22 protein-coding genes and 1 pseudogene are annotated in these 25,013 nt (G+C 66.7%); 11 read left to right on the forward strand and 12 right to left on the reverse strand.

Annotated features, from left to right (window positions below):
• Positions 1–8 precede the first annotated feature (8 nt).
• Genes BN1263_RS09055 through BN1263_RS09070 form a run of 4 tightly spaced genes read right to left on the reverse strand, consistent with a single transcriptional unit; the run spans position 9 to position 4,594 of the window.
• A complete protein-coding gene (locus BN1263_RS09055) occupies positions 9–1,226 on the reverse strand; it encodes an ABC transporter permease (RefSeq protein ID WP_019660723.1) in 1,218 nt (405 codons plus the stop codon).
• 20 nt (positions 1,227–1,246) lie between these two features.
• The gene (locus BN1263_RS09060; RefSeq protein ID WP_019660722.1) at positions 1,247–2,545 is read right to left on the reverse strand and encodes an ABC transporter permease; all 1,299 of its coding nucleotides are present in this window, start codon (positions 2,543–2,545) and stop codon (positions 1,247–1,249) included.
• Positions 2,546–2,555: 10 nt separating this feature from the next.
• A complete protein-coding gene (locus BN1263_RS09065) occupies positions 2,556–3,281 on the reverse strand; it encodes an ABC transporter ATP-binding protein (RefSeq protein WP_014648484.1) in 726 nt (241 codons plus the stop codon).
• Positions 3,282–3,316: 35 nt separating this feature from the next.
• Positions 3,317–4,594, reverse strand: coding sequence for an efflux RND transporter periplasmic adaptor subunit (locus BN1263_RS09070; RefSeq protein ID WP_058980608.1), 1,278 nt, complete (start codon positions 4,592–4,594; stop codon positions 3,317–3,319).
• Between the two features lie 203 nt (positions 4,595–4,797).
• Here BN1263_RS09070 and glmS point away from each other — a divergent pair, with 203 nt between their 5' ends.
• Together glmS and BN1263_RS09080 are read left to right on the forward strand one after the other, a co-directional pair.
• Positions 4,798–6,636, forward strand: a complete 1,839-nt coding sequence (gene glmS / locus BN1263_RS09075) for a glutamine--fructose-6-phosphate transaminase (isomerizing) (RefSeq protein WP_019660720.1) — start codon at positions 4,798–4,800, stop codon at positions 6,634–6,636.
• A gap of 445 nt (positions 6,637–7,081) precedes the next feature.
• Positions 7,082–7,513, forward strand: coding sequence for a CBS domain-containing protein (locus BN1263_RS09080; RefSeq protein ID WP_014648481.1), 432 nt, complete (start codon positions 7,082–7,084; stop codon positions 7,511–7,513).
• Between the two features lie 67 nt (positions 7,514–7,580).
• Here the strand turns inward: BN1263_RS09080 and BN1263_RS09085 are convergent, their stop codons facing one another.
• Together BN1263_RS09085 and gloA are read right to left on the reverse strand one after the other, a co-directional pair.
• Positions 7,581–8,009, reverse strand: coding sequence for a VOC family protein (locus BN1263_RS09085; protein WP_019660719.1), 429 nt, complete (start codon positions 8,007–8,009; stop codon positions 7,581–7,583).
• Between the two features lie 124 nt (positions 8,010–8,133).
• On the reverse strand, positions 8,134–8,652 hold the full coding sequence (gene gloA / locus BN1263_RS09090) for a lactoylglutathione lyase (protein ID WP_019660718.1): 519 nt from the start codon (positions 8,650–8,652) through the stop codon (positions 8,134–8,136).
• 126 nt (positions 8,653–8,778) lie between these two features.
• On the opposite strand from gloA, the gene BN1263_RS09095 reads away from it, so the two are divergent.
• Complete coding sequence (locus BN1263_RS09095; RefSeq protein WP_058980609.1) at positions 8,779–9,891, forward strand: PLP-dependent cysteine synthase family protein; 1,113 nt, start codon at positions 8,779–8,781, stop codon at positions 9,889–9,891.
• A 47-nt stretch (positions 9,892–9,938) separates the two neighbouring features.
• Here BN1263_RS09095 and BN1263_RS09100 read toward each other — a convergent pair whose 3' ends face one another.
• Complete coding sequence (locus BN1263_RS09100) at positions 9,939–10,343, reverse strand: hypothetical protein (protein ID WP_005419475.1); 405 nt, start codon at positions 10,341–10,343, stop codon at positions 9,939–9,941.
• A 165-nt stretch (positions 10,344–10,508) separates the two neighbouring features.
• Here BN1263_RS09100 and BN1263_RS09105 point away from each other — a divergent pair, with 165 nt between their 5' ends.
• Positions 10,509–12,539 (forward strand): M3 family metallopeptidase, encoded by a 2,031-nt coding sequence (locus tag BN1263_RS09105; protein ID WP_058980611.1) that lies wholly within the window; start codon positions 10,509–10,511, stop codon positions 12,537–12,539.
• A 102-nt stretch (positions 12,540–12,641) separates the two neighbouring features.
• Here BN1263_RS09105 and BN1263_RS09110 read toward each other — a convergent pair whose 3' ends face one another.
• The 3 genes from BN1263_RS09110 to BN1263_RS09120 form a co-directional block, all read right to left on the reverse strand.
• Positions 12,642–13,445: an SDR family oxidoreductase gene (locus tag BN1263_RS09110; RefSeq protein WP_058980614.1), complete on the reverse strand. Its 804-nt coding sequence runs from the start codon at positions 13,443–13,445 to the stop codon at positions 12,642–12,644.
• Positions 13,442–14,008 (reverse strand): DUF1415 domain-containing protein, encoded by a 567-nt coding sequence (locus tag BN1263_RS09115; protein WP_058980656.1) that lies wholly within the window; start codon positions 14,006–14,008, stop codon positions 13,442–13,444. Before BN1263_RS09115 ends, BN1263_RS09110 begins: the two co-directional genes overlap by 4 nt.
• A gap of 100 nt (positions 14,009–14,108) precedes the next feature.
• Positions 14,109–14,591, reverse strand: a complete 483-nt coding sequence (locus BN1263_RS09120) for a YajQ family cyclic di-GMP-binding protein (protein WP_019660713.1) — start codon at positions 14,589–14,591, stop codon at positions 14,109–14,111.
• Between the two features lie 154 nt (positions 14,592–14,745).
• Between BN1263_RS09120 and BN1263_RS09125 the strand changes: the two are divergent.
• The 3 genes and pseudogenes from BN1263_RS09125 to BN1263_RS09135 all read left to right on the forward strand — a co-directional run bounded on the left by BN1263_RS09125 (position 14,746) and on the right by BN1263_RS09135 (position 17,534).
• Positions 14,746–15,641 (forward strand): annotated as a pseudogene (locus BN1263_RS09125) (EamA family transporter).
• Positions 15,642–15,840: 199 nt separating this feature from the next.
• Positions 15,841–16,848 carry a methionine ABC transporter ATP-binding protein gene (locus BN1263_RS09130; RefSeq protein ID WP_058980616.1) on the forward strand — a complete coding sequence of 336 codons (1,008 nt, stop codon included), beginning with the start codon at positions 15,841–15,843 and terminating at the stop codon, positions 16,846–16,848.
• Entirely contained in the window at positions 16,845–17,534 is a 690-nt protein-coding gene (locus BN1263_RS09135) for a methionine ABC transporter permease (protein WP_019660710.1), read from the forward strand. Before BN1263_RS09130 ends, BN1263_RS09135 begins: the two co-directional genes overlap by 4 nt.
• A 105-nt stretch (positions 17,535–17,639) precedes the next feature.
• On the opposite strand, the gene BN1263_RS09140 is transcribed toward BN1263_RS09135, so the two are convergent.
• Positions 17,640–18,242: a lipocalin family protein gene (locus BN1263_RS09140; RefSeq protein ID WP_058980618.1), complete on the reverse strand. Its 603-nt coding sequence runs from the start codon at positions 18,240–18,242 to the stop codon at positions 17,640–17,642.
• A 128-nt stretch (positions 18,243–18,370) separates the two neighbouring features.
• On the opposite strand from BN1263_RS09140, the gene BN1263_RS09145 reads away from it, so the two are divergent.
• Both BN1263_RS09145 and BN1263_RS09150 read left to right on the forward strand, forming a co-directional pair.
• The gene (locus BN1263_RS09145; protein WP_058980620.1) at positions 18,371–18,697 is read left to right on the forward strand and encodes a hypothetical protein; all 327 of its coding nucleotides are present in this window, start codon (positions 18,371–18,373) and stop codon (positions 18,695–18,697) included.
• A 69-nt stretch (positions 18,698–18,766) separates the two neighbouring features.
• The gene (locus BN1263_RS09150) at positions 18,767–20,863 is read left to right on the forward strand and encodes a prolyl oligopeptidase family serine peptidase (protein WP_058980622.1); all 2,097 of its coding nucleotides are present in this window, start codon (positions 18,767–18,769) and stop codon (positions 20,861–20,863) included.
• Between the two features lie 118 nt (positions 20,864–20,981).
• On the opposite strand, the gene BN1263_RS09155 is transcribed toward BN1263_RS09150, so the two are convergent.
• The gene (locus tag BN1263_RS09155; RefSeq protein WP_058980624.1) at positions 20,982–22,175 is read right to left on the reverse strand and encodes a pyridoxal phosphate-dependent aminotransferase; all 1,194 of its coding nucleotides are present in this window, start codon (positions 22,173–22,175) and stop codon (positions 20,982–20,984) included.
• A gap of 205 nt (positions 22,176–22,380) precedes the next feature.
• On the opposite strand from BN1263_RS09155, the gene BN1263_RS09160 reads away from it, so the two are divergent.
• The gene (locus BN1263_RS09160) at positions 22,381–24,492 is read left to right on the forward strand and encodes a S9 family peptidase (RefSeq protein ID WP_058980626.1); all 2,112 of its coding nucleotides are present in this window, start codon (positions 22,381–22,383) and stop codon (positions 24,490–24,492) included.
• A 54-nt stretch (positions 24,493–24,546) separates the two neighbouring features.
• Positions 24,547–24,972, forward strand: a complete 426-nt coding sequence (locus BN1263_RS09165; RefSeq protein ID WP_058980628.1) for a YbaN family protein — start codon at positions 24,547–24,549, stop codon at positions 24,970–24,972.
• The last annotated feature ends 41 nt before the right edge of the window (positions 24,973–25,013 follow it).

The raw sequence follows: 25,013 nt of genomic DNA on the forward strand, positions 1-25,013 counted from the left end.
CACGCATCTCACGCGCCCCGCGTGGCAACTGCGGGCGGGACCGCTGCCGCGCGCCGGGCCGGCCCGAATACCGCGACCTGGCCCAGCACCCACAGCAGCAGCGCGCCCAGCGGCAGGTAGTACAGGGGCATGCGTGGCAGCTCGTACAGGTTCATCAGTGCCAGATTGATCGCGTAGGCCGCCAGCATGCCCAGCACGATGCCCAGCGAGGCCAGCAGGAAGTTCTCGGTCTGGAAGTAGCGCAGGATCTGCCCGCGGGTGGCACCGAGTGCGCGGCGAATGCCGATCTGCTTGCTGCGCTGCTGCACCCAGAAGCTGGCCAGGCCGATGATGCCCAGTGCGGTGACCACCAGCAGCGAGACGCTGACGGTGATCAGCAGGCCAACCATCGCGCGGTCGTTCTTGAAGAAGTCCTTGCGCTGGTCTTCATAGGTCAGCTTGTCGCGCATCAGCCGGTTGGGGTCGTTGCGCTCCAGTACAGCAGCCCCCGCATCAAGCACCTCCTGGCGGCGTTCCGGCGAAGTGCGCAGCACATAGGTGCCACCCTCGTCGAAGGTGCGCCGCATGGGCAGCAGCATGGAGTTCGTCCAGTTGTCATTCCAGCCGTTGGGCGTGCTGAGCGTGTCGACGATGCCGACCACGTGCAGCGGCTGCTTGCCCATGTAGTAGGTCTTGCCCAGCGCGCTGCCGTTGGGTTCCATCTTGGCGGCTGTGGCCTGGGTGAGGATGACCGGGATGGCGTTTTCCTTGGCGCCCCCCTTGCTGGCGTCTTCGAAGTTCTGGTACTCGCCGGGCAGGAAATCGCGGCCGGCGATCAGGTTGATGCCCATCGTGGCCAGCCCGTTCTCGGACAGGGTGTACATCGAAGCGTTGGTGGTCGGCCGTTCCTGGTCGATCTCCCGCGAGATGCTGCTGCTGGACGAGCCGTTGCGGAAAGGCACCTGGTTGATGATGGTGACGTTGCTGACGCCGGGAAGCGCACGCAATGACGCCAGGTCCTCACGGGTGCGGGCCATGGCATCGGTCTGCTTGCCGATGCCGCTGACGCGGAGCATCACCAGTTCGTTCTCGGCGATGCCGCTGGGCATGCTGATCTTCTCCACGCGCTGGCTGACCAGGAACAGCGCGTTGCAGACGATGGCGCAGGTCAGTGCGACTTCCAGCACGATCAGGGCAGCGGCAGTCTTGTGCCGGCGCAGCGTGCTGAGGATGGGGCGGATGTCCATGGGAGTCCTCGTTCGGTTGCTTACTGCGACTTGAGCTGGATGGCCGGAGTGACCTGCATGGCGCGCCAGGCAGGCAGGAAACCGGCGGCAAGGCTGGCGAACAGGGTCAGGCCCAGCGCGAGCAGCAGCATGTTGCCGTCCAAGTGGGCCAGCTTTGCGTACTCCACCGGTTGCTGGCGCACCGCGAACAGGCCGAGCAGGGCCAGGCCGATGCCCAGCACGCCCCCGACCACGCCGACCGCGCCGGCTTCCACCAGGCACTGCAGGAAGATCTGGCCACGGCTGGCACCGAGTGCGCGGCGCACGCCGATCTCTCCACTGCGGCGCAGGAACTTGGCCAGCAGCAGGCCCACCGTGTTGACCAGGCAGACACCCAGGAAACCCAGTGCCAGCCACAGCTGCAGGCGCACGTCGCTGGGCACCGCGCCGTTGAAGTCCAGCCATTCCATCACGGTGCGCAGGCGCACGTTCGGCGGGTGCTTGAAGCGGCCGGCCTGGCGCTGCTGGCTCGAATAGTTCTCCAGGTAGCGGCGGTAGTCGGTGGCCTTGGCCGGGTCCATCTCCACCCAGTACTGCAGCCACGCGCAGGGCGCGTTGAGCGAGTAGCTGTTGCCATCGGGATTCTCGCCGAAGCAGTTCATGTTGCCGTTGCTGCCCAGCTTCAGGTCGAACGAGGTGGAGATCGGCAGCAGCAGGTCTTCGTTCTTGCCGTAGCTGCCGGTGGTCAGGTCGTAGAAGTGCGGCTCCGGGCTCCATTCCTTCATCACGCCGACGATGCGGTAACTCTGGCCTTCCATGCGCAGGTCGCGGCCCACGCTGTTGGCGCCCTGGTACAGCTTGTCGTTGAGCGCCTTGGAGATGACCACCACGCGTGCGCGGCCTTCATCGTCCTCGCGCGTCCAGGGGCGGCCGTACTGCATCGGCACCTCGAACATCGGGAAGAAATCGGCCGAGGTCCAGCGGGTGTCGATGCTGAAGGGCTTGAGGGTGCTGTTGTCCGGTTCGATGGTGCCGCCGCCGCCGCTCATCAGCGCCTGGCGCTCGCCCTTGGCCTCGCGCAGCAGCGCTTCACCGTCGAAGCGGGTCAACTGGGTTTCCGGTTCCTCGCCCGCGACATAGGCGCCGGTCGCGGCATCGAGCTGCACGTAGAACAGCCGGTCGCTCTTGCCGGGAATCGGGTCACCGGACAGCACATGGAACACGGTCAGGGTGGTCATCGAGGCACCGATGCCGAGGGCGATGGCCACCACCATCAGCGCGGTCAGGACCTTGTTGCGGCGGAAGCTGCGCACCGCCAGTCGGGCGTAGTAGGCGAACATGGCCGGCCCCTCACTCGTTGACGGCGACGATGTGGCGCGGCGGGGTGGCCAGCACCGGTTCGCGCACCAGGTCGGTGACCTGGCCATCGACGATGTGCACGTTGCGCTGCGCACGCGCGGCCAGTTCCGGATCATGGGTGACCATCACGATGGTGGTGCCGGCGGCGTTGATCTCCTCCAGCAGTTCCATCACGCCGCGCGCCATCTGCGTATCCAGGTTGCCGGTCGGTTCGTCGGCCAGCAGCAGGCGCGGGCTGCCGGCCAGGGCGCGTGCGATGGCCGCGCGCTGCTGCTGGCCGCCGGACAGCTCATTCGGGTAGTGCTTCATGCGCGAACCCAGGCCGACCTGGGTCAGCGCCTTCTCGATGCGCTCGCGGCGCTCGTTGGCGCTCATCTTCCGATAGCGCAACGGTACGTCGACGTTGTCGAACAGATTCAGATCGGGAATCAGGTTGAAGCCCTGGAAGATGAAGCCGATCTTCTGGTTGCGCAGGCGGCTGCGTGCGTCGTCGCCCAGCGTGCTCACATCCTGCCCGTCCAGCAGGTAGGTACCACTGGTGAAGGTTTCCAGCAGGCCGGCGATGTTGAGGAACGTGGTCTTGCCGGAACCGGACGGGCCGGTGACGGCGACGAACTCGCCTTCCTTGACCTGCAGTTCCAGCGAGCGCAGAGCGTGGGTCTCCACCTGTTCGGTACGGAAGACCTTGGCGACCGAACGCATTTCGAGCATGTACATGGGGTGTCCTCTCTCCAGGATTCAGGTTTCAGGTGTCAGTTGACGGAGACGCGTTCGGCGTCCTTGAACAGGTCGCTGCCGGAGACCACGATGCGGTCGCCTGGCTGCACACCCGACTTGATTTCCACTTCGCCCAGGCTGCTGACGCCCAGTTCCACCGGACGGCGCACGGCGGTGCGGCCATCCATCACGTAGGCCATGCCGTTGCCCTGTTCGACGAACGGGCCGCGCTCGACCTTCAGCACGTTCCTGCGGGTATCGAGCAGCACGCGCACCGACATCCGCTGGCTCTGGCGCAGGCCTTCCGGCTGCGCGCTGGCAAAGCGCACGCGGGCGTTGACCTCGCCGTTGACCACTTCCGGCGATACCGCGCTGATCTCGCCCGGGAACGGCTGGCCGTTGCCACCGGTCAGCTGGGCCGGCATGCCGATCGCCAGGTCGCGGGCGAAGCTCTCCGGCACCTTGATCTCGACCTCGAACTTGGACAGGTCGACTACGCCCAGCACCGGCGCGTTGGCGGCCAGGTTGGTGGACTGCACGGCCTGCACCTGGCCAACCTGGCCATCGAAGGGCGCGCGCAGCGTCAGCGCATCGACCTGGCGCTGCACTTCGGCCACCACAGCTTTCTGGCGGTCGGCCAGCAGGCGCTTGTTGCGGGCATCCAAGTCGGCGCCCTGGCTCTGCAGGCGCGCATCGGTGGTGGCGTTCGCCAGGGCGATGTCGGCTTTCTTCAGCGAATCCTTGGCCTTGGCCAGGTCGATCTGCGGTACCGCGCCGCCGTCGTAGCCGCGCTGGTAGCGCTGCAGGTCACGGTCGGCGGCCTGACGCTCGATGGTGGCTTGGTCGGTTTCCTTGCGCGACTTGGCGCGGGCCAGGGTGGCGTCCAGCGCGGCGCGGCTGGCCTCGGCTTCCAGCCCGGCCAGCGTTGCCTGTTCCTGGGCCAGCTTGCTGCGCAGTTCCGGGCTGTCGATGATCGCCAGCTCCTGGCCCTTCTTGACCACGTCACCGGCGACCACCTTCAGGTCCACGGTACCGGCCGAGATGGCATACAGGATCGGGCTGTTGGCGGCGATCACGCGACCGTCGGCGGCGATGTCGCGCACCAGGTCGCCGCGCTTCACTTCGGCGATGCGCACGCGGCTGCTGTCAAAGGAGCGGCTGGCATTGGACCAGGCATGTACCGCCCAGCCGATGCCGGCCAGCAGCGCGATGGCACCCAGCGCCGGCCAGCGATAGCGGTGCCAGGCCGCGCGGGAGGTGCCGGCCGGGGCGGTGGAAACGATCTGGTCCTGTGCGGAGGTGTCGCGGATCATCGGATGCGTGCCTGACGGTGGTAACCAGTACCAAGCAGGTTGCGTGCCAACTTTATTTCCTTTTGGTTCAACAGGTTGGATGAGGAGGCGAAGTGTCCGGGTGTCCGCGGACACCTTTCCGGACACTTTCATTAAGCGGACAGGAGGGCGACGCCGGACGCGCGGGCTAGAATGCGCCGATCGTCTTCAAGGAAACGCGTGACATGTGTGGAATCGTGGGTGCGATCGCTGATCGCGACGTGGTGCCGGTACTGATCGAGGGGCTGAAGCGTCTTGAATACCGTGGTTACGATTCCTCGGGTATTGCGGTAGTCGACCAGGGTGAGCGCCGCGATGTACGCCGCGTGCGTCGTACCGGTCGTGTGTCGGAAATGGCCACTGCGGCCGAGGCAGAGGGCTTCAATGCGGTGCTGGGCATCGGCCACACCCGCTGGGCCACCCACGGTGGTGTCACCGAGGCCAACGCGCATCCGCATATCAGCCATGGCGTGGCGCTGGTGCACAACGGCATCATCGAGAACCATGAGGAGCAGCGCGAGAAGCTGCGTGCGCTGGGCTACACCTTCGAGTCGCAGACCGATACCGAAGTCATCGCCCACCTCATCCACCATCACCTGAAGGACGGCGATGACCTGCTGGTGGCGCTGCAGCACACGGTGAAAGAGCTGACCGGTGCCTATGCGCTGGCCGTGGTCAGCCGCGCCGAGCCGGAGCGCTTCGTCTGCGCGCGCATGGGCTGCCCGCTGCTGATCGGCCTGGGCGAGGGCGAGAATTTCGTCGCCTCCGACGTCTCGGCGGTGATCTCGGCCACACGCAAGGTGATCTTCCTGGAAGAGGGCGACACCGCCGAGATCCGTCGCGATGGCGTGCGCATCTTCGACGAGCATGACCAGCCGGTCGAGCGCGACGTGCATCTGTCCGATGTGTCGCTGGCCTCGCTGGAGCTGGGTCCGTACCGCCACTTCATGCAGAAGGAAATCCACGAACAGCCGCGTGCGCTGGGCGACACCATCGAAGCGGCGATCGACGCCGGTGGCTTCCCGGCCGAGCTGTTCGGCAAGAACGCCGAGGCGGTGCTGTCGGGCATCGAGGGCGTGCAGATCATTGCCTGCGGCACGAGCTACTACGCAGGCCTGACCGCGCGCTACTGGATCGAGGCCATCGCCGGCCTGCCGTGCAGCGTGGAGATTGCCAGCGAGTACCGCTACCGCGCCGCTTATGCGAACCCGAAGCATCTGGTCGTGACCATTTCCCAGTCCGGCGAAACGCTGGATACGATGGAGGCACTGAAGTACGCCAAGGCGCTTGGCCACAAGCACACGCTGTCGATCTGCAACGTGCCGGAAAGCGCAATTCCGCGCGCCAGCGAGCTGGTCTGCTACACCCGTGCCGGCGCCGAGATCGGCGTGGCTTCGACCAAGGCCTTCACCACCCAGCTGGCCGCGCTGTTCCAGTTGACCGTGGTGCTGGGCAAGCTGCATGGCCGCATCGACGCGGCGCAGGAAGCGGATTACCTGGAGCAGCTGCGCTTCCTGCCGGGCAGCGTGCAGCACGCGCTGAACCTGGAACCGCAGATCGCGGCGTGGGCCGAACGCTTTGCGCGCAAGTCCAATGCGCTGTTCCTGGGCCGTGGCCTGCATTACCCGATCGCGCTGGAGGGCGCGCTCAAGCTCAAGGAGATTTCCTACATCCACGCCGAGGCCTACCCGGCAGGTGAGCTGAAGCATGGTCCGCTGGCGCTGGTGGACGAGGACATGCCGGTGGTGGTGATCGCCCCCAACGACAGCCTGCTGGAAAAGGTGAAGTCGAACATGCAGGAAGTGCGCGCGCGTGGCGGCGAGCTGTTCGTGTTCGCCGACCAGGACAGCAACTTCAACGCGTCCGAAGGCGTGCACGTGATTCGCACCCCGCGCCACGCCGGCGTGCTCAGCCCGATCGTGCACACCATCCCGGTGCAGCTGCTGGCCTACCACACTGCGCTGGCACGCGGCACCGACGTGGACAAGCCGCGCAACCTGGCCAAGAGCGTGACGGTGGAGTAATACCCATCGCTCCGGTTGGATGCTGCAAGCGAAGGGGCCCCGCGTGGGCCCTTTCGTTTGGCCGGACAGTGCGAAGTGGGATTGCCGCCGGGTGTTCTGTCCGCTGTCGGCAGCGGGCAATCAATCTTTAATGCGCAACTGCGCTTGTATTCAGCGGCGGTTTCAGCCGCGGTGCCATTCTCTGGATCGTCAGCTGGTTCCCACGACGAACTGTCCTATCGATGCCGGTAGTGACCGATGGTCGCAGTCGTAGAATCGATTTGACCGAGGTCCGGGTTGAGCGGTTGAACCCCCACCTCGTTCGCGTTGCAGCACGTCGTCTGCCGATGCCTCCCATGCGGCAGACGGGTGCGCCAGACGTGCGCTGAAAGGTCTGTTCCCGGGGAGGGGGCGTATCGGAAGAGCACACTTTTTTGACTTCAGTGACCTGCACCAGGAAACAAGAATGAACGTCCGCGAACTCCTGCAATCCAAGAAAGAAGCTGTCATCACCATCGATGCCGAAGACACCATCGGTGCCGCCGCCCACAAGATGAGCGCGAACAGGATCGCTGCGCTGGTGGTGATGAAGGACGATGCCCCGGTCGGCATCATCTCCGAGAAGGACATCGTGCGCACCCTGGCCGACGATGGCCCGCAGGCCGGCCGCCGGGTGATTTCCAGCCTGCCGTCCACGGGCCTGGAGGGCATTGCGCCGGACGCCACGCTGAAGCAGGCCATGTCGCTGATGACGTACTCGCGTCGCCGTCACCTGATGGTGACCGACGGCAACCAGCTGGTCGGCATCCTCAGCCTGGGCGATATCGTGAAGAACCTGCTGGGCGAGCTGGAACTGGAAAAGGCCGTGCTGCAGGACATCTACATGGCCGCCCACTGAGGGCTGCAGCGCTGGAATCAGAGAAGCCGGGCATTGCCCGGCTTCTTCGTTCACGGCGTCGGTGAAGTCAGAACGTCACCTTCACCGAGTCGGCACTGTAGTTCGCCGGGCCGTGGTAGACCACTTCGATGTTGTTGCCATCGGGGTCGAGCACGAAGGCGCCGTAGTAGCCCGGGTGGTAGGGGCGCTCGCCCGGTGCGCCGTTGTCTGTGCCACCGGCGGCGATGGCAGCGGTGTGGAAGGCATCGACCGTGGCGCTGTCGCGGGCCTGGAAGGCTAGATGATGGCGGCCGGTCAGCTGGCCGGCGGCGGCACGGCTGCTGGCGCTGGAAATGAACAGCTCGTCGGCCCAGAAGAAGTCCGGCCCTTCGCCGCCGAGTGGGATGCCGATCGTATCGAACACTGCCTGGTAGAAGCGGCGGCTGGCGGCCAGGTCGCGCACTACCAGCTGGATGTGGTCGATCAGGCGGCCACGGTGCAGTTCCATCGTTTCCATGCGTACCTCTTCAAAAAGGGGACGGAGTCGGTAGCGCCGGGCCGTGCCCGGCGAGCGCGCAGCGCGGCCTGCTCAAGGCCGCCGGGCATGGCCCGGCGCTACCGGAATTGTGCCCCTTTCCGGGTCAGACGTTGGCGATGATCTCGACCCAGTAGCCGTCCGGGTCCTTGATGAAGGCCAGGTTCTTCATGCGGCCGTCGGTCAGCCGCTTCTGGAAGGTTACCCCGAGGTCCTCGAAGCGCTGGCAGGCCGCCTCGATGTCCGGCACCGACACGCAGATGTGGCCGAAGCCGCGCGGGTCGCTGTTGCCGTCGTGGTAGACCGCGCCGTCCTGGGTTTCGGTGCCGTGGTTGTGGGTCAGTTCCAGCACGCCCGGCAGGCCGGCCATCCACAGGCGGCGCTGGCTGTCGTCTTCCGGTACCACCACGCCGGCCGGGAGGTAGGCCAGGAAGTACAGGCTGAACTGGGCCTCCGGGAAGTCGCGCTTGTCGATCAGCTGGTAGCCGAGCACGCGGGTGTAGAAGTCCAGCGAGGCGGTGATGTCCTTCACCCGCAGCATGGTGTGGTTGAACACGAAGCCGGTGGTTTCGGCCGGGGCCTGGGCGGCGACGCCGGGGACATCGCGCAGGGCGGGAATGGTCATGGGGGGAGGTCCTTCAGACAGGGCCGTTGCCGGCCGGATGGGGGCATTCTACCGGCCAGCACCTGACGGTACCGCGACGTACAATGGCCGGATCGCACCGTTCCGTCCTGACAACGATTGCCCGCCATGTCGCAGCGTGAATGGGTGGCCGCCGCCATCCGCAAGATTGAAGCCGATTTCAACCGCTCCGCCGATACCCACCTGATCCCGCTGGCGCTGCCCGGGTTCGAGGGCATCGATGTGTACCTGAAGGATGAGTCGAGCCATCCCACCGGCAGCCTCAAGCACCGGCTGGCGCGCTCGCTGTTCCTGTATGCGCTGGCCAATGGCTGGCTGCGCGAAGGGCGACCGGTGATCGAAGCGTCCAGCGGCTCGACGGCGGTGTCCGAAGCCTATTTCGCGCGCCTGCTCGGCCTGCCGTTCATTGCGGTGATCCCGGCCACCACCTCGCCTGAAAAGATCGCCGCGATCGAGTTCCAGGGCGGCCGCTGCCACCTGGTCGAACGCGCCTGCGACCTCAACTGTGATTCGGAAAAGCTGGCCCGTGAAACCGGTGGCCACTTCATGGACCAGTTCACCTACGCTGAGCGCGCGACTGACTGGCGTGCCAACAACAACATCGCCGAGTCCATCTTCAAGCAGATGGCCGAAGAGCCCAGCCCGGTTCCGGAATGGATCGTGTGCAGCCCCGGCACCGGCGGCACCGCCGCCACCCTGGGCCGCTATGTCAGCTACCGCCGCCACGACACCCGCATCCTGTGCGCGGACCCGGAAGTGTCGGTGTTCTTCGACGGCTACCGGGCCGCCGTGGCCGGTGAACAGGACTGGCGCGACCTGACCTGCAGTGGTGGTTCGCGCGTGGAAGGCATCGGCCGGCCACGGGTGGAGCCGAGCTTCATCCCGACCAGCGTCGATGCGATGGTCAAGGTACCCGACGCGCTGAGCCTGGCTGCGATGCGCCATGTCAGCCGCCAGCTCGGCCGCCGTGTCGGTGGCTCGACCGGCACCAACTTCATCGGCGTACTGCAGGCGGCGCAGTGGATGCGCGAGGCGGGCCAACAGGGCAGCATCGTCAGCATCCTGTGCGACAGCGGCGAGCGCTATGCGCAGAGCTACTACTATCCGGCGTGGTACGCGCGCCAGGGCATTGATGTCGACGGCGCCGACGCACAGCTGGCCGCTGCGGTGGCCGGGCAGGGATTGCCCGAGCTGCCGTGGTGCAGCCTGGAAGCGCTGTAGCACGGACGACGCTCGCGCCGGGCCATGTCGGCGTCCGCGACGGTGTCTCAGTAACCCGCTGCGGTGAAGGCGTCGAGCACCGCGTCGCGCAGTGCATCGGGCAAGGCCTCGATGTCCATCGCGCGGTCATCCAGGTGCAGGGTGGGATCCAGGATGCTGGCGCGGCCCTGGGCCAATGCCTGCAACCACAGCAGCACGCAGATCACGAACTCGCGCTCATGGCCCAGCTGCAGCTGGCTGGCGCCGCGCTCGACCACTTCGAACGGGTACCACTCCTGGCTTTCATTGAACGTGCCGCCCTGCTGCAGCACCGCCTGCAACTGCTGCAGGTGGCGCGGGGCGTCGTCGCCGGCATCGCACAGCGCGGCGATCCAGGCCAGTTCGGCCGCGCTGGCAGACAGTGCCAGCGACCGCGCCGGTGAGGCGGATGCAACTGCAGCCAGACCTTCCATGTGGGGCCTCGTTCGGTACGTGCCGCTGCGGACTCCCCCGCATCCAGAGCTTCGGGGGGCGCGCGTAAGGCCGATGTGAATGCCGCGCCCCCTTGTCAGCCGCGCCCGGCAGCGCCATATCTGGAGGGCTGCCCGGGTGCCGGGCCCGTATCCTGGAGATCTGCCGTGACCGTTGCCAACCCCCTGCTCGATTTTTCCGGCCTGCCGCGCTTCGAGGCGATCCGCCCCGAGCACGTCGCGCCGGCGCTGGATGTGCTGCTGGCCGAGGCCGAAGCCGCCGTCAGCGCGGCCGAGCAGGTGCAGCCGGTGCGTTGGGAGACCTTCGTCACCCCGTTGGACGACGCGACCGAGCGACTGTGGCGCGCCTGGAGCCTGGTCGGCCACCTGCAGGGCGTGGTCAACACCCCGGAACTGCGCGAGGCCTACAACAGCAACCTGCCGCGGGTGACCCGCTTCGCCAGTGCGCTGGGGCAGAACCTGGCGCTGTATCGGCAGTACCAGGCGCTGGCCGCCAGCCCGGAGGCTGCGCATTTCGATGAAGCCCAGCGCAAGGTGCTGGACAACACCCTGCGCGACTTCCGCCTGGGCGGCGCCGAGCTGGCGCCCGAGGCCCAGCAGCGTTTTGCTGCGATCAAGGAAGAACTGTCGGCGCTGTCGGCGAAGTTCTCGCAGAACGTGCTCGACGCTACCGATGCCTGGTCGCTGATCATCGAAGACGAAGCGCGGCTGAAGGGCCTGCCGGAAGACGTGAAGGCCACCGCGCATGCCGCAGCACGGAAGGACGGCAAGGCCGGCTGGAAACTGACCCTGCAGATGCCGTGCTACCTGCCAGTGCAGACCTGGGGCGAGGACCGCGACCTGCGCGAGATCCTGTACCGCGCCAGCGCCCAGCGTGCGTCCGAATTCGGCGATGACGCACTGGACAACAGCGGCAACATCGACCGCATCCTGGCCCTGCGCGCCGAACTGGCTGCGTTGCTCGGCTTCGATTCGTACGGCCATTACTCGGTGGCGACCAAGATGGCGCAGGACCCGGCCGAAGTGCTCGGTTTCCTGCGTGACCTGGCCTCGCGCGCCAAGCCGTTCGCCGCCAGGGACCGCGCCGAGCTGGAGCAGTTCGCACGCGAGCAGCTGGGCATCGATGCCCTGCAGGCCTGGGACCTGGCGTTCGCCGCCGACCGCCTGAAGCAGGCGCGTTACAGCTATTCCGAGCAGGAGGTGAAGCAGTATTTCACCGAGCCGAAGGTGCTGGGCGGCCTGTTCTCGGTGATCGAGCAGCTGTATGGCCTGCATGTGCAGGAGGACAGCGCGCCGGTCTGGCACGAAGACGTGCGCTTCTTCCGCCTGGTCGATGCGCAGGGCGCGCTGGTCGGCCAGTTCTACCTGGACCTGTACGCACGCGAGGGCAAGCGCGGCGGGGCGTGGATGGATGATTGCCGCAACCGTCGCGTGCGCGCCGACGGCAGCGTGCAGACGCCGCTGGTCTACCTGGTGTGCAACTTCGGCCGGGGCGCCAACGGCAAGCCGGCCACCTTCAGCCACAACGAAGTGACCACGCTGTTCCATGAGATGGGCCACGGCCTGCACCAGCTGCTGACCCGCATCGGCGAACTGGGCGTGGCCGGCATCAACGGCGTGGAATGGGATGCGGTTGAGCTGCCCAGCCAGTTCATGGAGAACTTCTGCTGGGAATGGGACCACCTGCAGGCGATGACGGCGCACGTGGACAGCGGCGAGCCGCTGCCGCGCACGCTGTACGAGCGCATGCTGGCCGCGCGCAACTTCCACAGCGGCATGGCCACCGTCCGCCAGCTGGAGTTCGGCCTGTTCGACATGCTGCTGCACAGCCAGTTCGAGCCAGCGCAGGACAGCGTGCTGGCGCTGCTCGACCGCGTGCGCGCGGAAGTGGCGGTGAACCACCCGCCGGCCTGGAACCGCTTCCCGCACCAGTTCAGCCACATCTTTGCGGGCGGTTACGCCGCGGGCTACTACAGCTACAAGTGGGCCGAGGTGCTCAGCGCCGACGCCTATGCCGCGTTCGAGGAAGCGCCGCAGGCACTGGCGGAAACCGGTGCACGCTTCCGTGATGAGATCCTGTCGCGCGGTGGCAGCCGCCCGGCGGCGGAGAACTTCAGGGCTTTCCGCGGCCGTGCACCGCAGATCGACGCGCTGCTGCGTCACTCGGGCATGGCGTAAGGCGTCGGGTAGGTGCCAACCTTGGTTGGCACTTCACCGCCCTCCACGCATGGCGTGGATCTACCGGAACGCCGGCCAACGGCCGGCACTACCGGTGGTGGGTCATTCGGCGTAGATCATCTTCCGGGTCATGCCGCCGTCGACGATGAAATCCTGGCCGGTGCTGAAGCCGGACAGCGACGACAGCAGGTATACCGCGAGCGCGCCGATGTCCTCGGGGTGGCCGACCCGGCCGACCGGATGCTGTGCGTGGTCGATGGCCGAGTACTCCGGCGCGTGTCGCCGTGAGGGTGCCTGCCACTCGCTGGTGCCGATCCAGCCCGGGCTGATGCTGTTCACCCGCACCGCCGGGCCGGCGCTGATCGCCAGCGCATGGGTGAAGGCCACCAGGCCACCCTTGGCCGCCGCATAGGCCTCGCTGTGCGCTTCGGATTGCCAGGCGCGGGTCGAGGCGATGTTGATGATGGCGCCGGCGGCGCTGGCTGTCAGCGCCGGCAACGCGTGCTTGCTGCACAGGAAAGCGCCGTGCAGCGACGACAGGCGGCGCTGCCATTCATCCCAGTCCATGTCCTGCAGCCGCGAGCCGTGCGCACCGGCGATGCCCGCGTTGTTGACCAGCCCGTCGATGCGACCAAAACACTGCAGGGCCGTGGCAATGAAGTCGCGCACACTGGCTTCGTCGGTAATGTCCAGGTGCTGGAATGCGGCGTCCTCACCGCGTTGCCACTCGCGCAGGCAGGCCTGGCCGGCTTCCACGTCCAGGTCGCCGATCAACACGCGGCCACCTGCACCGAGCACGCACTGGGCGATGCCACGGCCGATGCCGTTGGCGCCGCCGGTGACCAGCACCACCTTGCCCGACAGCGGCGCGGCCGGCCAAGCGGCAATCGGCGGCACCGTGCTCACGACAGGTCTTCGCCACGCAGGCGGCGATGCCAGCCGTCCACGCCGATACGGTCCAGGGTCTGGATGTTGCGCTCGACGATCACGTCCGGATCAGGGAACGCGTCCACCGCGCGCGTCACGCTGTCTTCGCGCAGCAGGTGCAGGGTGGGGAAGGGCGCACGGTTGGTGTAGTTGCTGGCATCGCCCGGCGCCACGCCTTCGAACTGGTAGTCCGGATGGAAGCTGGCCACCTGCAGGATGCCCTGCAGGTCCAGTGCCTCGATCGCCGCATCGGCGTTGTCGAGGAAGTCGTTGTAGTCGAGGAAATCGGTCAGCACCTGCGGATGCACGATCAGCGTGGTATCGATCTGCTCGGCCGGCGTATCGCGCAGCAGGACCAGTTCCTCGGCCAGCTGCTCAACCAGGGCTTCCGTCGTGGTCGCATCGCTGAGCACGATGCGGACCTGGTCCTTCACATACACCGCCTTGGCGAACGGGCACAGGTTCAGGCCGATGACGATGCGTTCCAGCCACAGGCGGGTGGCGGCGATCGGGTCCTCGGTGGGCAGTTGGGCGTCGGTCATGGCGGGCACGTCGGCTGGCGGGGCGGACATTGTAGGCGCGTCGATTGCAACGCGCCGTCGTACCGCAGGTGCCGGCGCCGGGCCATGCCCGGCGGCCAGATCAATCGCGGAAATTGTTGAACTGCAGCGGCAGCTCGAACTTGCCGGCCTTGAGCACGGAGATGGCGTCCTGCAGGTCATCGCGCTTCTTGCCCTGCACGCGCAGCTTGTCGCCGTTGATCTGGCTTTCGACCTTCAGCTTGGCCTCCTTCAGCGCAGCGGCGATCTTCTTGGCGACCTTCTGCTCGATGCCCTGCTTGACGGTGATCTTCTGCCGGGCCTGGGCCAGGTTGGTCTCGATGTCGCCGAATTCGAGGCTGAGCACATCGATGCCGCGCGCGGCCAGGCGTGCACGCAGGATGTCGTTCATCTGCTTGAGCTGGAACTCGGTCGGCGCGAACTGGTTGATCACATCGCCATCGCGCTCGAACTTGGCATCCACGCCCTTGAAATCGAAGCGGGTGGCCAGTTCGCGGTTGGCCTGGTCGATGGCGTTGGTCAGTTCGTGGGTGTCGACTTCGGACACGACGTCGAAGGAAGGCATGGGCGATGCTCCGCAGGATTCAGTGACAGCCATTCTATCGCGAGGGCCCTATGCCCGCCCTTTGTAGCGCCGAGCCTACGTTTGGCTGCTTTGTGAAGAGCAGCCGAGCGTGGGCTCGGCTCTACAGAAAGCGACGACCGGGCGATAATGGGCCATGAACGTGCAACGCTCTCCCTCGCGCGCGGTGGCCTGGATGGTCGCTGCGGTCGCCTGCTTCTCGCTGATGGACGCCGGCATGAAGCAGCTGTCGGCCAGCTACCCCACCCTGGAAGTGACCTTCCTGCGCGGCGCGGCCTCGTTGCCGTTCGTGCTGGTCTGGGTGCTGGCCAGCGCCGGGCCGCGTTCACTGGTGCCGCGCCGCTGGGGGCTGCACCTGCTGCGTGGTGCGCTGGGCATGGCGATGATCGGCTGCTTCGTGTTCGCCCTGCGCGACCTGCCGCTGTCCACTGCCTACACCATCTATTTCGTTGCCCCGCTGCTGATCGCTGCGCTGTCGGTGCCGCTGCTGGGCGAACGGGTCGGGCCGCGGCGCTGGGTCGCCATCGGCATCGGCCTGGTCGGCGTGCTGGTGGTGCTGCGGCCGGGCGTGGACGGCTTCATTTCGGTGCCTGGGCTGATGGTGCTGGCCGCGGCCACCGCCTATGCCGTAGCTGCGATCACGGTCAGCCTGCTGACCCGCACCGATACCTCGCAGTCGATGGTGGTCTGGTTCCTGGTGATCATGGCCATCGGTGCCGGCCTGCTGGCCCTTCCCGGCTGGGTGCCACTGCAACTGGCACATGCGCCGCTGATCGGCGGCATGGGCCTGGCCGGGGCGCTGGGCCAGATCGCCCTGACCAGGGCCTTCCAGCTGGGCGAGGCCTCGATGATCGCGCCGCTCGAGTACAGCGGGCTGGTCTGGGTGATCGGCTGGGACCTGGCGTTCTGGGGCCAGCTGCCCGATGGCTATACCTGGGTGGGGCGGCGATCATCGTTGCGTCCGGCCTGTACCTGCTGCATCGCGAGCGGGTGAACCGGCAGGAGCCGCCGAAGCCGTTGGACCACCCCTGAGCCGGGGTAGGGCCGGCCGGCGGCCGGCAACCCCTCGCGCCGGAGGGACCGCTGCAGGTGCCGGCCAGCGGCCGGCGCTACCGTGGGCAGCGGCTTAGAACCAAAAGGAATAACATTCTGGCCCATGGCGCGGGCGCGCGACCGCCTGCGCTGGTAGGCTGCACGCCCCCTTCCGTCACCCAGCCGGTGAGCCACGCCCGTGATCGAGTTCCAGCGCCTGCACAAATCCTATGCCGTTGCCGGCCGCGCAGTGAGCGCGCTGCAGCTGCTGGACCTGACCATCGAGGCCGGTGAGGTATTCGGCATCATCGGCCATTCCGGCGCCGGCAAGTCGACGCTGATCCGCATGATCAACCGCCTGGAAGAACCCAGTGGCGGGCGTCTGCTGATCGGTGGCGAGGATGTCACCGCACTGGACGCGGACGGCCTGCGCTCGCTGCGCCGGCGCATCGGCATGATCTTCCAGCACTTCAACCTGCTGTCTTCGCGCACGGTGGCCGGCAACGTCGCCTTCCCGCTGGAGCTGGCCGGCACGCCGAAGGCGGAGATCGACGCACGCGTGGTCGAGCTGCTGCAGACCGTTGGCCTGGAAGCGCATGCGCAGAAGTATCCGGCGCAGCTGTCCGGTGGCCAGAAGCAGCGCGTCGGCATTGCCCGCGCACTTGCAACGCGTCCGCAGATCCTGCTGTGCGACGAGGCCACCAGTGCGCTCGATCCGCAGACCACGGCATCGGTGCTGTCGCTGCTGTCGAAGATCAATCGCGAGCTGGGCCTGACCATCGTGCTGATCACCCACGAGATGGACGTGATCCGCCGCGTCTGCGACCGCGTCGCCGTGCTCGACGCCGGCCAGATGGTCGAGACCGGGCCGGTCACCCGGGTGTTCCTGCATCCACAGCATCCGACCACGCGCCGTTTCGTCAGCGAATCGGAGCACATGGACGAAGGTGCGCTGCATCGCGATTTCGATGCCGTCGGTGGCCGCATCGTGCGGCTGACGTTCCTCGGTGGCGACACCTACGAACCCCTGCTCGGCAGCGTCGCGCGGCAGACCGGGGTCGACTACAACATCCTGTCCGGCCGTATCGACCGGATCAAGGACACCCCGTATGGCCAGCTGGTCGTCGCCCTGGTGGGCGGTGACCAGTCCGCCGCGCAGGCCGCGTTCGTGGCCGCCGGCGTGCACGTTGAGGAACTGCGTCGATGATCATCGCTACTGCCGGCGGCTTCTTCCGCCACCTGGATGCGGACAAGTGGGTGGATATCGGCAAGGCCACCCTCGAGACGCTGCTGATGATGGCCGGCTCGCTGCCGCTTACCCTGGCCATCGGCCTGCCGATGGGCGTGCTGCTGTACGTGTTCGGCGCGCCGCAGATGAAACGCCGGCCACTGGTCTATGGCGCGCTGGCGATCGTGGTGAACCTGCTGCGTTCGGTACCCTTCATCATCCTGATGGTGGTGTTGATCCCGGTGTCGCTGTGGTTGATGGGCCAGTCGATCGGCGTGCTCGGCACGTTGCCGGCGCTGGTCATCGGTGCGGCGCCGTTCTACGCGCGCCTGGTGGAAACCGCGCTGCGCGAAGTGGACCGCGGCGTGGTCGAGGCCGCGCAGTCGATGGGTGCCACCACCTGGCAACTGGTCACCCGGGTGCTGCTTCCCGAGGCGCGGCCGGGCCTGATTGCCGCCGCCACGGTCACTACCGTTGCTCTGGTTGGCTTCACTGCCATGGGCGGCGCGATCGGTTCCGGCGGCCTGGGCGACCTGGCGCTGCGCGAAGGCTACCAGCGCAACCGCACCGACGTGGCCCTGGTTACCGTGGTGGTGCTGCTGATCCTGGTGCAGCTGCTGCAGATGCTCGGCGACCGCCTGGTCGCGCACTACACCCGCAAGTAGCCCGCCTCAGATAGTGCCGGCCGCTGGCCGGCAACGATGCGCTGCTCCCAGGTATGCCGGAGCTGCCGGCCAGCGGCCGGCACTATATCTGCGCCCGGCGCTCTCTCAACGCACGTTGGGTACTTCGTAACCCAGCTTGCCGACCTGCTCCGGGCGCTGTGGCACACGCTTGAGCTTGTCGGTGTTCACCCCGTATTCGTCACGCAGGCGCTCGGCCAGTTCCTTGTAGAGGCCCTTGTCCATGTCCGGTGTGCGCGAGAAGATCCAGGCCATCTCGCGGCCCGGGTAGCCGATCAGTGCCCAGGAATAATCTGGTGCTACTTCCAGCACCCGTGAATGGGTGGGCACCACGCGATAGAACCAGGTGCGCCAGCCGTGATTGCCGCTGTCCGGGTCGACACTGGCGCGTGCGCGGATCTCCTGCAGGGGTTCGCCGAAGCCATCACGATAGCGGTAGGTGATGCCGACCTTGTGCGCGTCGCGCAGTTCGTACTCGTTGACGCTGGCCACATGGCCGCGCTCGACGAAGTTCGGCACGCGGCCAATCACGTACCAGGTACCCATGAAGCGCTTCAGGTCGATCGGCGCATCCGGGTCGACGACGCGTGGGGCGCTGGCACGGGGCGATGGCGGCTCGCTGGCGGCCACGGCGGGGCCCGCCAGGGACAGGGCCAAGAGCATGGCGCAGAGCGGGCGGATCGAAGTCATGCGGGAGCGGGCTCAGGAGGGCTTTGCGTGAGCATGGTCGACTGAGCGTGCGCGATCCGTCAATGGTGTCGCAGCCTTTGAGAAGGGCATTGACCAAGCTGTGTTGCACTGTCTACCGGAGAAGCCCCATGAACGCACGTTCCGTCCGTCGCCCTGCAGCTGAACGCGTCAGCCTTGAACGTGCCGACCCGCGCCTGCTGCGCAGCGTGCGGCAGTTGGCCCTGGCCGGTGTGGCACTGGTCCTGGTCTGGCCGGCCGCGCGTGGTAGCAGCGCGTGGCTGGGCTGGTTGCCGATGTGGCTGGTGGGCATGCCGCTGGTGGCCTGGTGGGCGCTGCTGCGCTTCCCGTTGCCGCGCCTGTCGTGGCTGCGGCGGGCGCGCCACACCGGTGGACAGGCGGACCGACGCGGTGGCGGTGCGCCCCGCCGCCGTCGCGGCGCCACCGCCGCGGCCTGACCTTCGACACGGGGGCGACAGCGGTGATCCATGCTAGCGTTCCAAGGCTTATGACTGCCTGGAGCTGCAATGTCACGATTCGCTTCCGCCTGCCTGTTGGCTGGCATGATGACCGCTGCCTCGGTGGGGACCGCCGTGGCCGCTGAAGACACCGACCGTTACGCCTGGCTCGAAGACGTAACCGGCGACAAGCCGCTGGCCTGGGTCAAGGAACAGAACGCCAAGTCCGAGGCGCGCCTTGCGCAGACCCCGGCCTTCAAGCAGATGGAAGCCAGCATCCGCGAGGTGCTCGACTCCGATGCCAAGATTCCCGCCGTGCAGAAGATCGGCGACTACTACTACAACTTCTGGAAGGACCAGCAGCACGAGCGTGGCCTGTGGCGACGCACCACCCTGGCCGAATACCGCAAGGCCTCGCCGCAGTGGGAAACCGTGCTCGACCTGGATGCACTGAACAAGGCCGAGGGTGAGAACTGGGTCTGGCACGGCGCCGATTGCCTGCGCCCGGACTACAGCCGTTGCCTGATCGCGTTGTCGCGCGGCGGCGCCGATGCCGACGTCACCCGCGAATTCGACCTGGCCAACAAGACCTGGATCAAGGATGGCTTCTTCCGTCCGGAGTCGAAGGGCGGCCTCAACTGGATCGACCGCGATACCGTGTTCGTCTACACCGACTTCGGTGCCGGCTCGATGACCACCTCCGGCTACCCGCGCGTGGCCAAGCTGTGGAAGCGTGGCACGCCGATGGCCTCGGCCACCGTGGTGTACGAAGGCAAGCCGGAAGACATGTACATCGCGGCGATGCACGATGACACCCCGGGCTTCGAGCGCAACCTGGTCAGCCGCACGCTGGCGTTCTACAACAACGAGCTTTACCTGCGTGGCGACGACGGCACGCTGACCAAAATCGATGCGCCGAATTCGGCCGAGAAGGGCCTGCACAAGCAGTGGCTGACCCTGGAACTGCGCGATCCGTGGACCGTGGGCGGCAAGACCTATGCCTCCGGTTCGCTGCTGGCCACCCAGCTGGACGACTTCCTGGCCGGCAAGCGCGAGTTCGACGTGCTGTTCACCCCGACCGCGACCACCTCGCTGGCCAGCGCCACCTGGACCAGGAACCATCTGGTGCTGAACGTGCTGGATGACGTCAAGAACCGCCTGTCGGTGCTGACGCCGGGCGCCAATGGCTGGCAGACCAGCCGCTTCGTTGGTGCACCGGCTTTCGGCACGCTGGGCGTGGCTGCGGTCGACAGCAATGACAGCGACGCGGTGTGGCTGACGGCCACCGACTACCTGACCCCGACCACGCTGGCGCTGGCCGAGATCGGCCAGGCCCCGGAAACGCTGAAGACCATGCCGGCCTTCTTCGATGCCAAGGGCAAGGTGATCGAGCAGCACTTCGCCACCAGCAAGGATGGCACCCGCGTGCCGTACTTCGTTGTGCACGATCGGGCGATGAAGCTGGACGGTTCCAATCCGACCCTGCTGTACGGCTACGGTGGCTTCGAGATCTCGCTGACCCCGAGCTATTCCGGTGGCATGGGCCGCGCCTGGCTGGAAAAGGGCGGCGTGTACGTGGTCGCCAACATCCGTGGCGGTGGCGAGTATGGGCCGCGCTGGCACCAGGCGGCACTGAAGCAGAACCGCCACAAGGCCTATGAAGACATGGCCGCGGTGGCGCGCGATCTGGTCAAGCGCAAGATCACCAGCGCCAGGCACCTGGGCGTGCAGGGCGGCAGCAATGGTGGCCTGCTGACCGGCAACATGCTGACCCAGTACCCGGAGCTGTTCGGTGCGGTGGTGGTGCAGGTGCCGCTGCTGGACATGAAGCGCTACAGCCACCTGCTGGCCGGCGCCTCGTGGATGGCCGAGTACGGCAACCCGGACACCAGCGACTGGGAGTTCATCAAGACCTTCTCGCCGTACCACCTGTTCGACGCGAAGAAGAACTACCCGCCGGTGCTGTTCACCACCTCCACCCGCGATGACCGCGTGCACCCGGGCCATGCCCGCAAGATGGCGGCGAAGATGATCGACGCCGGAAAGGACGTGACCTACTACGAGAACATCGAAGGTGGCCACGGCGGCGCCGCCAACAACGCGCAGGCCGCACACATGTCGGCGCTGGCCTACAGCTTCCTGTGGGAGCGGTTGGGCGGCAAGTAAGCAGAACGGAAAACGCCGCCCGAGGGCGGCGTTTTTCTTTGCCGGTAGTGCCGGCCGCTGGCCGGCAACTGCATCATTCACGCATTCCCGGGTTGCCGGCCAGCGGCCGGCACTACCGTCAACGTGATCCCTGCCAGCGCTTCAACCCACGCGCGATCCGCTCCACCGCCTCCTGCAATCGCGGCACTTCCTGGGTATAGGCCAGGCGCACGTGCTGGTTGGCACGATGGAAGCCGAAATCCAGCCCGGGCGTGAATGCCACATGCTCGGTTTCCAGGAAGTGGGCGCAGAACGCCTGCGCATCGTCGGTGAACGCGCTGACGTCTGCGTACAGGTAGAACGCGCCCTGCGGCTCGACCTCGATACGGAAGCCCAGCTCACGCAGTGCGGGCAGCAGGAAGTCGCGACGCTGGCGGAACGCTTCGCGGCGCTGTTCGAAGATCGCCATCGATTCCTCGCTGAAACAGGCGAGGGCGGCATGCTGGGCGATGCTCGAGGCGCTGATGTACAGGTTCTGCGCCAGCTTCTCCAGGTCCGGTACCGCGGCCGGCGGTGCCACCAGCCAGCCCAGCCGCCAGCCGGTCATGCCGAAATACTTGGAGAAGCTGTTCAGCACGAACGCGCTGTCATCCACCTGCAGCACGCTGGGCGCATCCAGGCCATAGGTGAGGCCGTGGTAGATCTCGTCCACCACCAGGTGGCCGCCCCGCGCGTGCAGGGCCTGCGACAGTGCGGCCAGATCGTCGGCGGAAAGCACGGTGCCGGTCGGGTTGGCCGGTGAGGCGACCAGCGCGCCGACGCTGTCGGCATTCCAGTGCTGTTCCACCAGTGACGGGGTCAGCTGGTAGGCGGTCTCCGGCCCGACCGGTACCAGTTGCGCACCGCCTTCCACCAGGCGCAGGAAGTGGCGGTTGCACGGATAGCCGGGGTCCGCCAGCAGCCAGTGGCGGCCGGGATCGACCAGCAGGCTGCTGGCCAGCAGCAGCGCACCGGACCCACCCGGTGTGACCAGGATGCGTTCAGGGTCGATATCCAGCCCGTAATGGCTGCGATAGAAGCCGCTGATGGCCTCACGCAGAGCCGGCAGGCCACGTGCGGCGGTGTAGCGGGTATGACCGGCGGCCAATGCGGCCTGGCCGGCGCGCACGACAGGTTCGGCGGTGGTGAAGTCCGGTTCGCCGATTTCCAGGTGGATCACATCGTGGCCGGCCTGCTCCAGCGCCTGTGCGCGGGCCAGCAGGGACATCACGTGGAATGGAGCGATTTCATGGCTGCGCCGGCTGTAGCCCGGCGTGTGGGGCAGGGTGTTCATGTGCCCATGGTACGCCGCGCGTCTGGGTCATGCGTTCTGGTAGTGCCGGCCGCCGGCCGGCATTCCGACCGTCTCCGGGTTCGTGAGGTTGCTGGCCAGCGGCCGGCACTCCCCATGACGATCCGCAGGGTTGCCCGCAGCCCTCCTGCAACCCAGACTCGGGCACAAGGACGCCATTGCATTGCAGTTCAAGGAACCCCACTACATGAAATCCAATCTCTGCCTGTTGCTCGCCAGCCTGATGACCACTACTGCCACCGCCGCCACTCCGCCTGTTCCGCCGGATGCCGCCAAGCATCCGCATGTGGTCAAGGCGCCGTTCGGCGCGACCCGCAACGATGACTATTACTGGCTGCGCGACGACAAGCGCGAGAACAAGGACATGCTGGCCTACCTGCAGGCCGAGAATGCCTACGCGGACCAGGTGCTGGCGCCGCTCAAGCCGCTCGAAGACACCCTGTACAAGGAGATCGTCGGCCGCATCAAGCAGGACGATTCCAGCGTGCCGGCGCGTGAGCGCGGCTATTGGTACTACAGCCGCTTCGAGACCGGCCAGGACTATCCGATCCACGCGCGCCGCAAGGGCAGCATGGAGGCCGCCGAGGAGATCCTGCTGGACGTCAACGCCATGGCCGCCGGCAAGGGCTATTTCAGCGTCGGCTCGATGGAAGTGAGCCAGGACAACCAGCTGCTGGCCTGGGCCGAGGATGATGTGGGCCGCCGCCAGTACACGATCCGCTTCAAGGATCTGGCCACCGGCAAGGTGCTGCCCGATGTGATCACCGGCAGCTCCGGCGACCTGGTCTGGGCCGACGACAACCGTACCGTGCTGTATGTCGAGAACGATCCGGAAACGCTGCTCACCGTGCGCGTGAAGAAGCACGTGCTGGGCTCCCCGGCCAGCGCCGACACCGTCGTCTACGAAGAGAAGGACGACAGCTTCTACATGGGCATCGGCCGCACCCGCGACGATCGCTTCATCACCATCGGCGTGCACAGCACCGTGTCCTCGGAAGAGCGCTACGCACCGGCCAGCGACCCGACCACGTTCACCGTGCTGGCCCCTCGCCAGCGTGACGTCGAGTACGATGCCGACCACTACGACGGCCGCTGGGTGATCCGCACCAACGACGGCGCGAAGAACTTCAAGCTGGTCACCGCACCGACCGATGCCACTTCGCGTGCGCAGTGGAAGGACTGGATCGCGCATGACGATGCGGTGTTCATCGAAGGCTTCGAGCTGTTCGACAGCTACACCGCCATCGCCGAACGTTCCGAGGGCCTGGAGCGCATCCGCCTGCTGTTCAAGGATGGCCGCAGCGACTACGTGAAGGCTGATGAGCCAGCGTACTCGATGGGCCTGGGCGACAACACCGAGGCCGATACGCCCTGGCTGCGCTACGTCTACACCTCGATGACCACCCCGACCACCGTGTTCGAGCTGAACACCGCCACCGGCGAACGCCGCCAGCTGAAGGTGCAGCCGGTGATCGGCTATGACGCGTCGAAGTACGAAACCGACCGCGTCTGGATCACCGCGCGCGATGGCGTGAAGGTGCCGGTGTCGCTGGTCTACCGCAAGGGCTACCAGAAGGACGGCAAGGGCGCGCTGTTCCAGTACGCCTATGGCAGCTACGGGATGTCGATGGACCCGTACTTCAACCAGACCGCGGTAAGCCTGCTCGACCGCGGCGTGGTGTATGCCATCGCCCACATCCGCGGCGGCCAGGAAATGGGCCGCGACTGGTACGAGAACGGCAAGCTGCTGCACAAGCAGAACACCTTCAACGACTTCATCGACGTCACCCGTGGCCTGGTAGCACAGGGCTGGGCGGCGAAGGATCGCGTGGCCGCGTCCGGTGGCAGCGCCGGCGGCCTGCTGATGGGCGCGGTGGCCAACCAGGCGCCGCAGGATTACCGGGTGATGGTGGCGCAGGTGCCGTTCGTCGACGTGGTCACCACCATGCTCGACCCGACCATTCCGTTGACCACCAACGAATACGACGAGTGGGGTAACCCGGAGCAGAAGCCGTATTACGACTACATGCTGTCCTACTCGCCCTATGACAACGTGAAGCAGCAGGCGTACCCGGCGCTGTACGTGGGTACCGGCCTGTGGGATTCGCAGGTGCAGTACTGGGAGCCGGCCAAGTGGGTGGCCAAGCTGCGTGACGACAACACCGGCCACTACCCGATCCTGTTCCGCACCAACATGGAAGCCGGCCACGGCGGCAAGTCGGGGCGCTTCAAGCGCTACCGCGAGCTGTCCGAGTCGTACGCGTTCGTGCTGCAGCAGCTGGGCATCGCCCAGCCGTGATCGCGACAGGGTGCCGGGCGCTGCCTGGCACCCTGAACCGGTATCCTTGCGGCCATGAGCGCGCCAGATCCTTCCGCCCCTCGCGATGCCACCACGCCTCCGCGCGTGGTGCGTTTCCGCTGGGCGTGGTGGCTGCTGGCGTATGTCAGCCTCGGCACCGGCATCGTCGGCATCTTCGTGCCGGGCCTGCCGACCACCGTATTCATCCTGATTTCGGCCTGGGCCGCCTCGCGTGGCTCCGAGCGCCTGCACAACTGGCTGCTGCAGCATCCACGCTTCGGCCCGGCCATCGCCAACTGGCAGGCACACGGGGCGGTCAGCCGCTACGGCAAGTGGATGGCCACGATCACCATGGCGGTATGCGCCGCCATCATGCTGTGGTGCGTGCCGATTGCCTGGGTGAAGTGGTTCTCGATCGGCAGCATGACCGTGGTGGCGATCTGGCTGTGGACGCGGCCGCTTCCGCCTCCCGAGGATTGAGCGCCTGCGGTAGTGCCGGCCACTGGCCGGCAACCCGATTC

The sequence above is a fragment of the Stenotrophomonas thermophila genome, from assembly GCF_001499715.1.
GTDB classification, from domain to species: Bacteria; Pseudomonadota; Gammaproteobacteria; order Xanthomonadales; family Xanthomonadaceae; genus Stenotrophomonas; species Stenotrophomonas hibiscicola.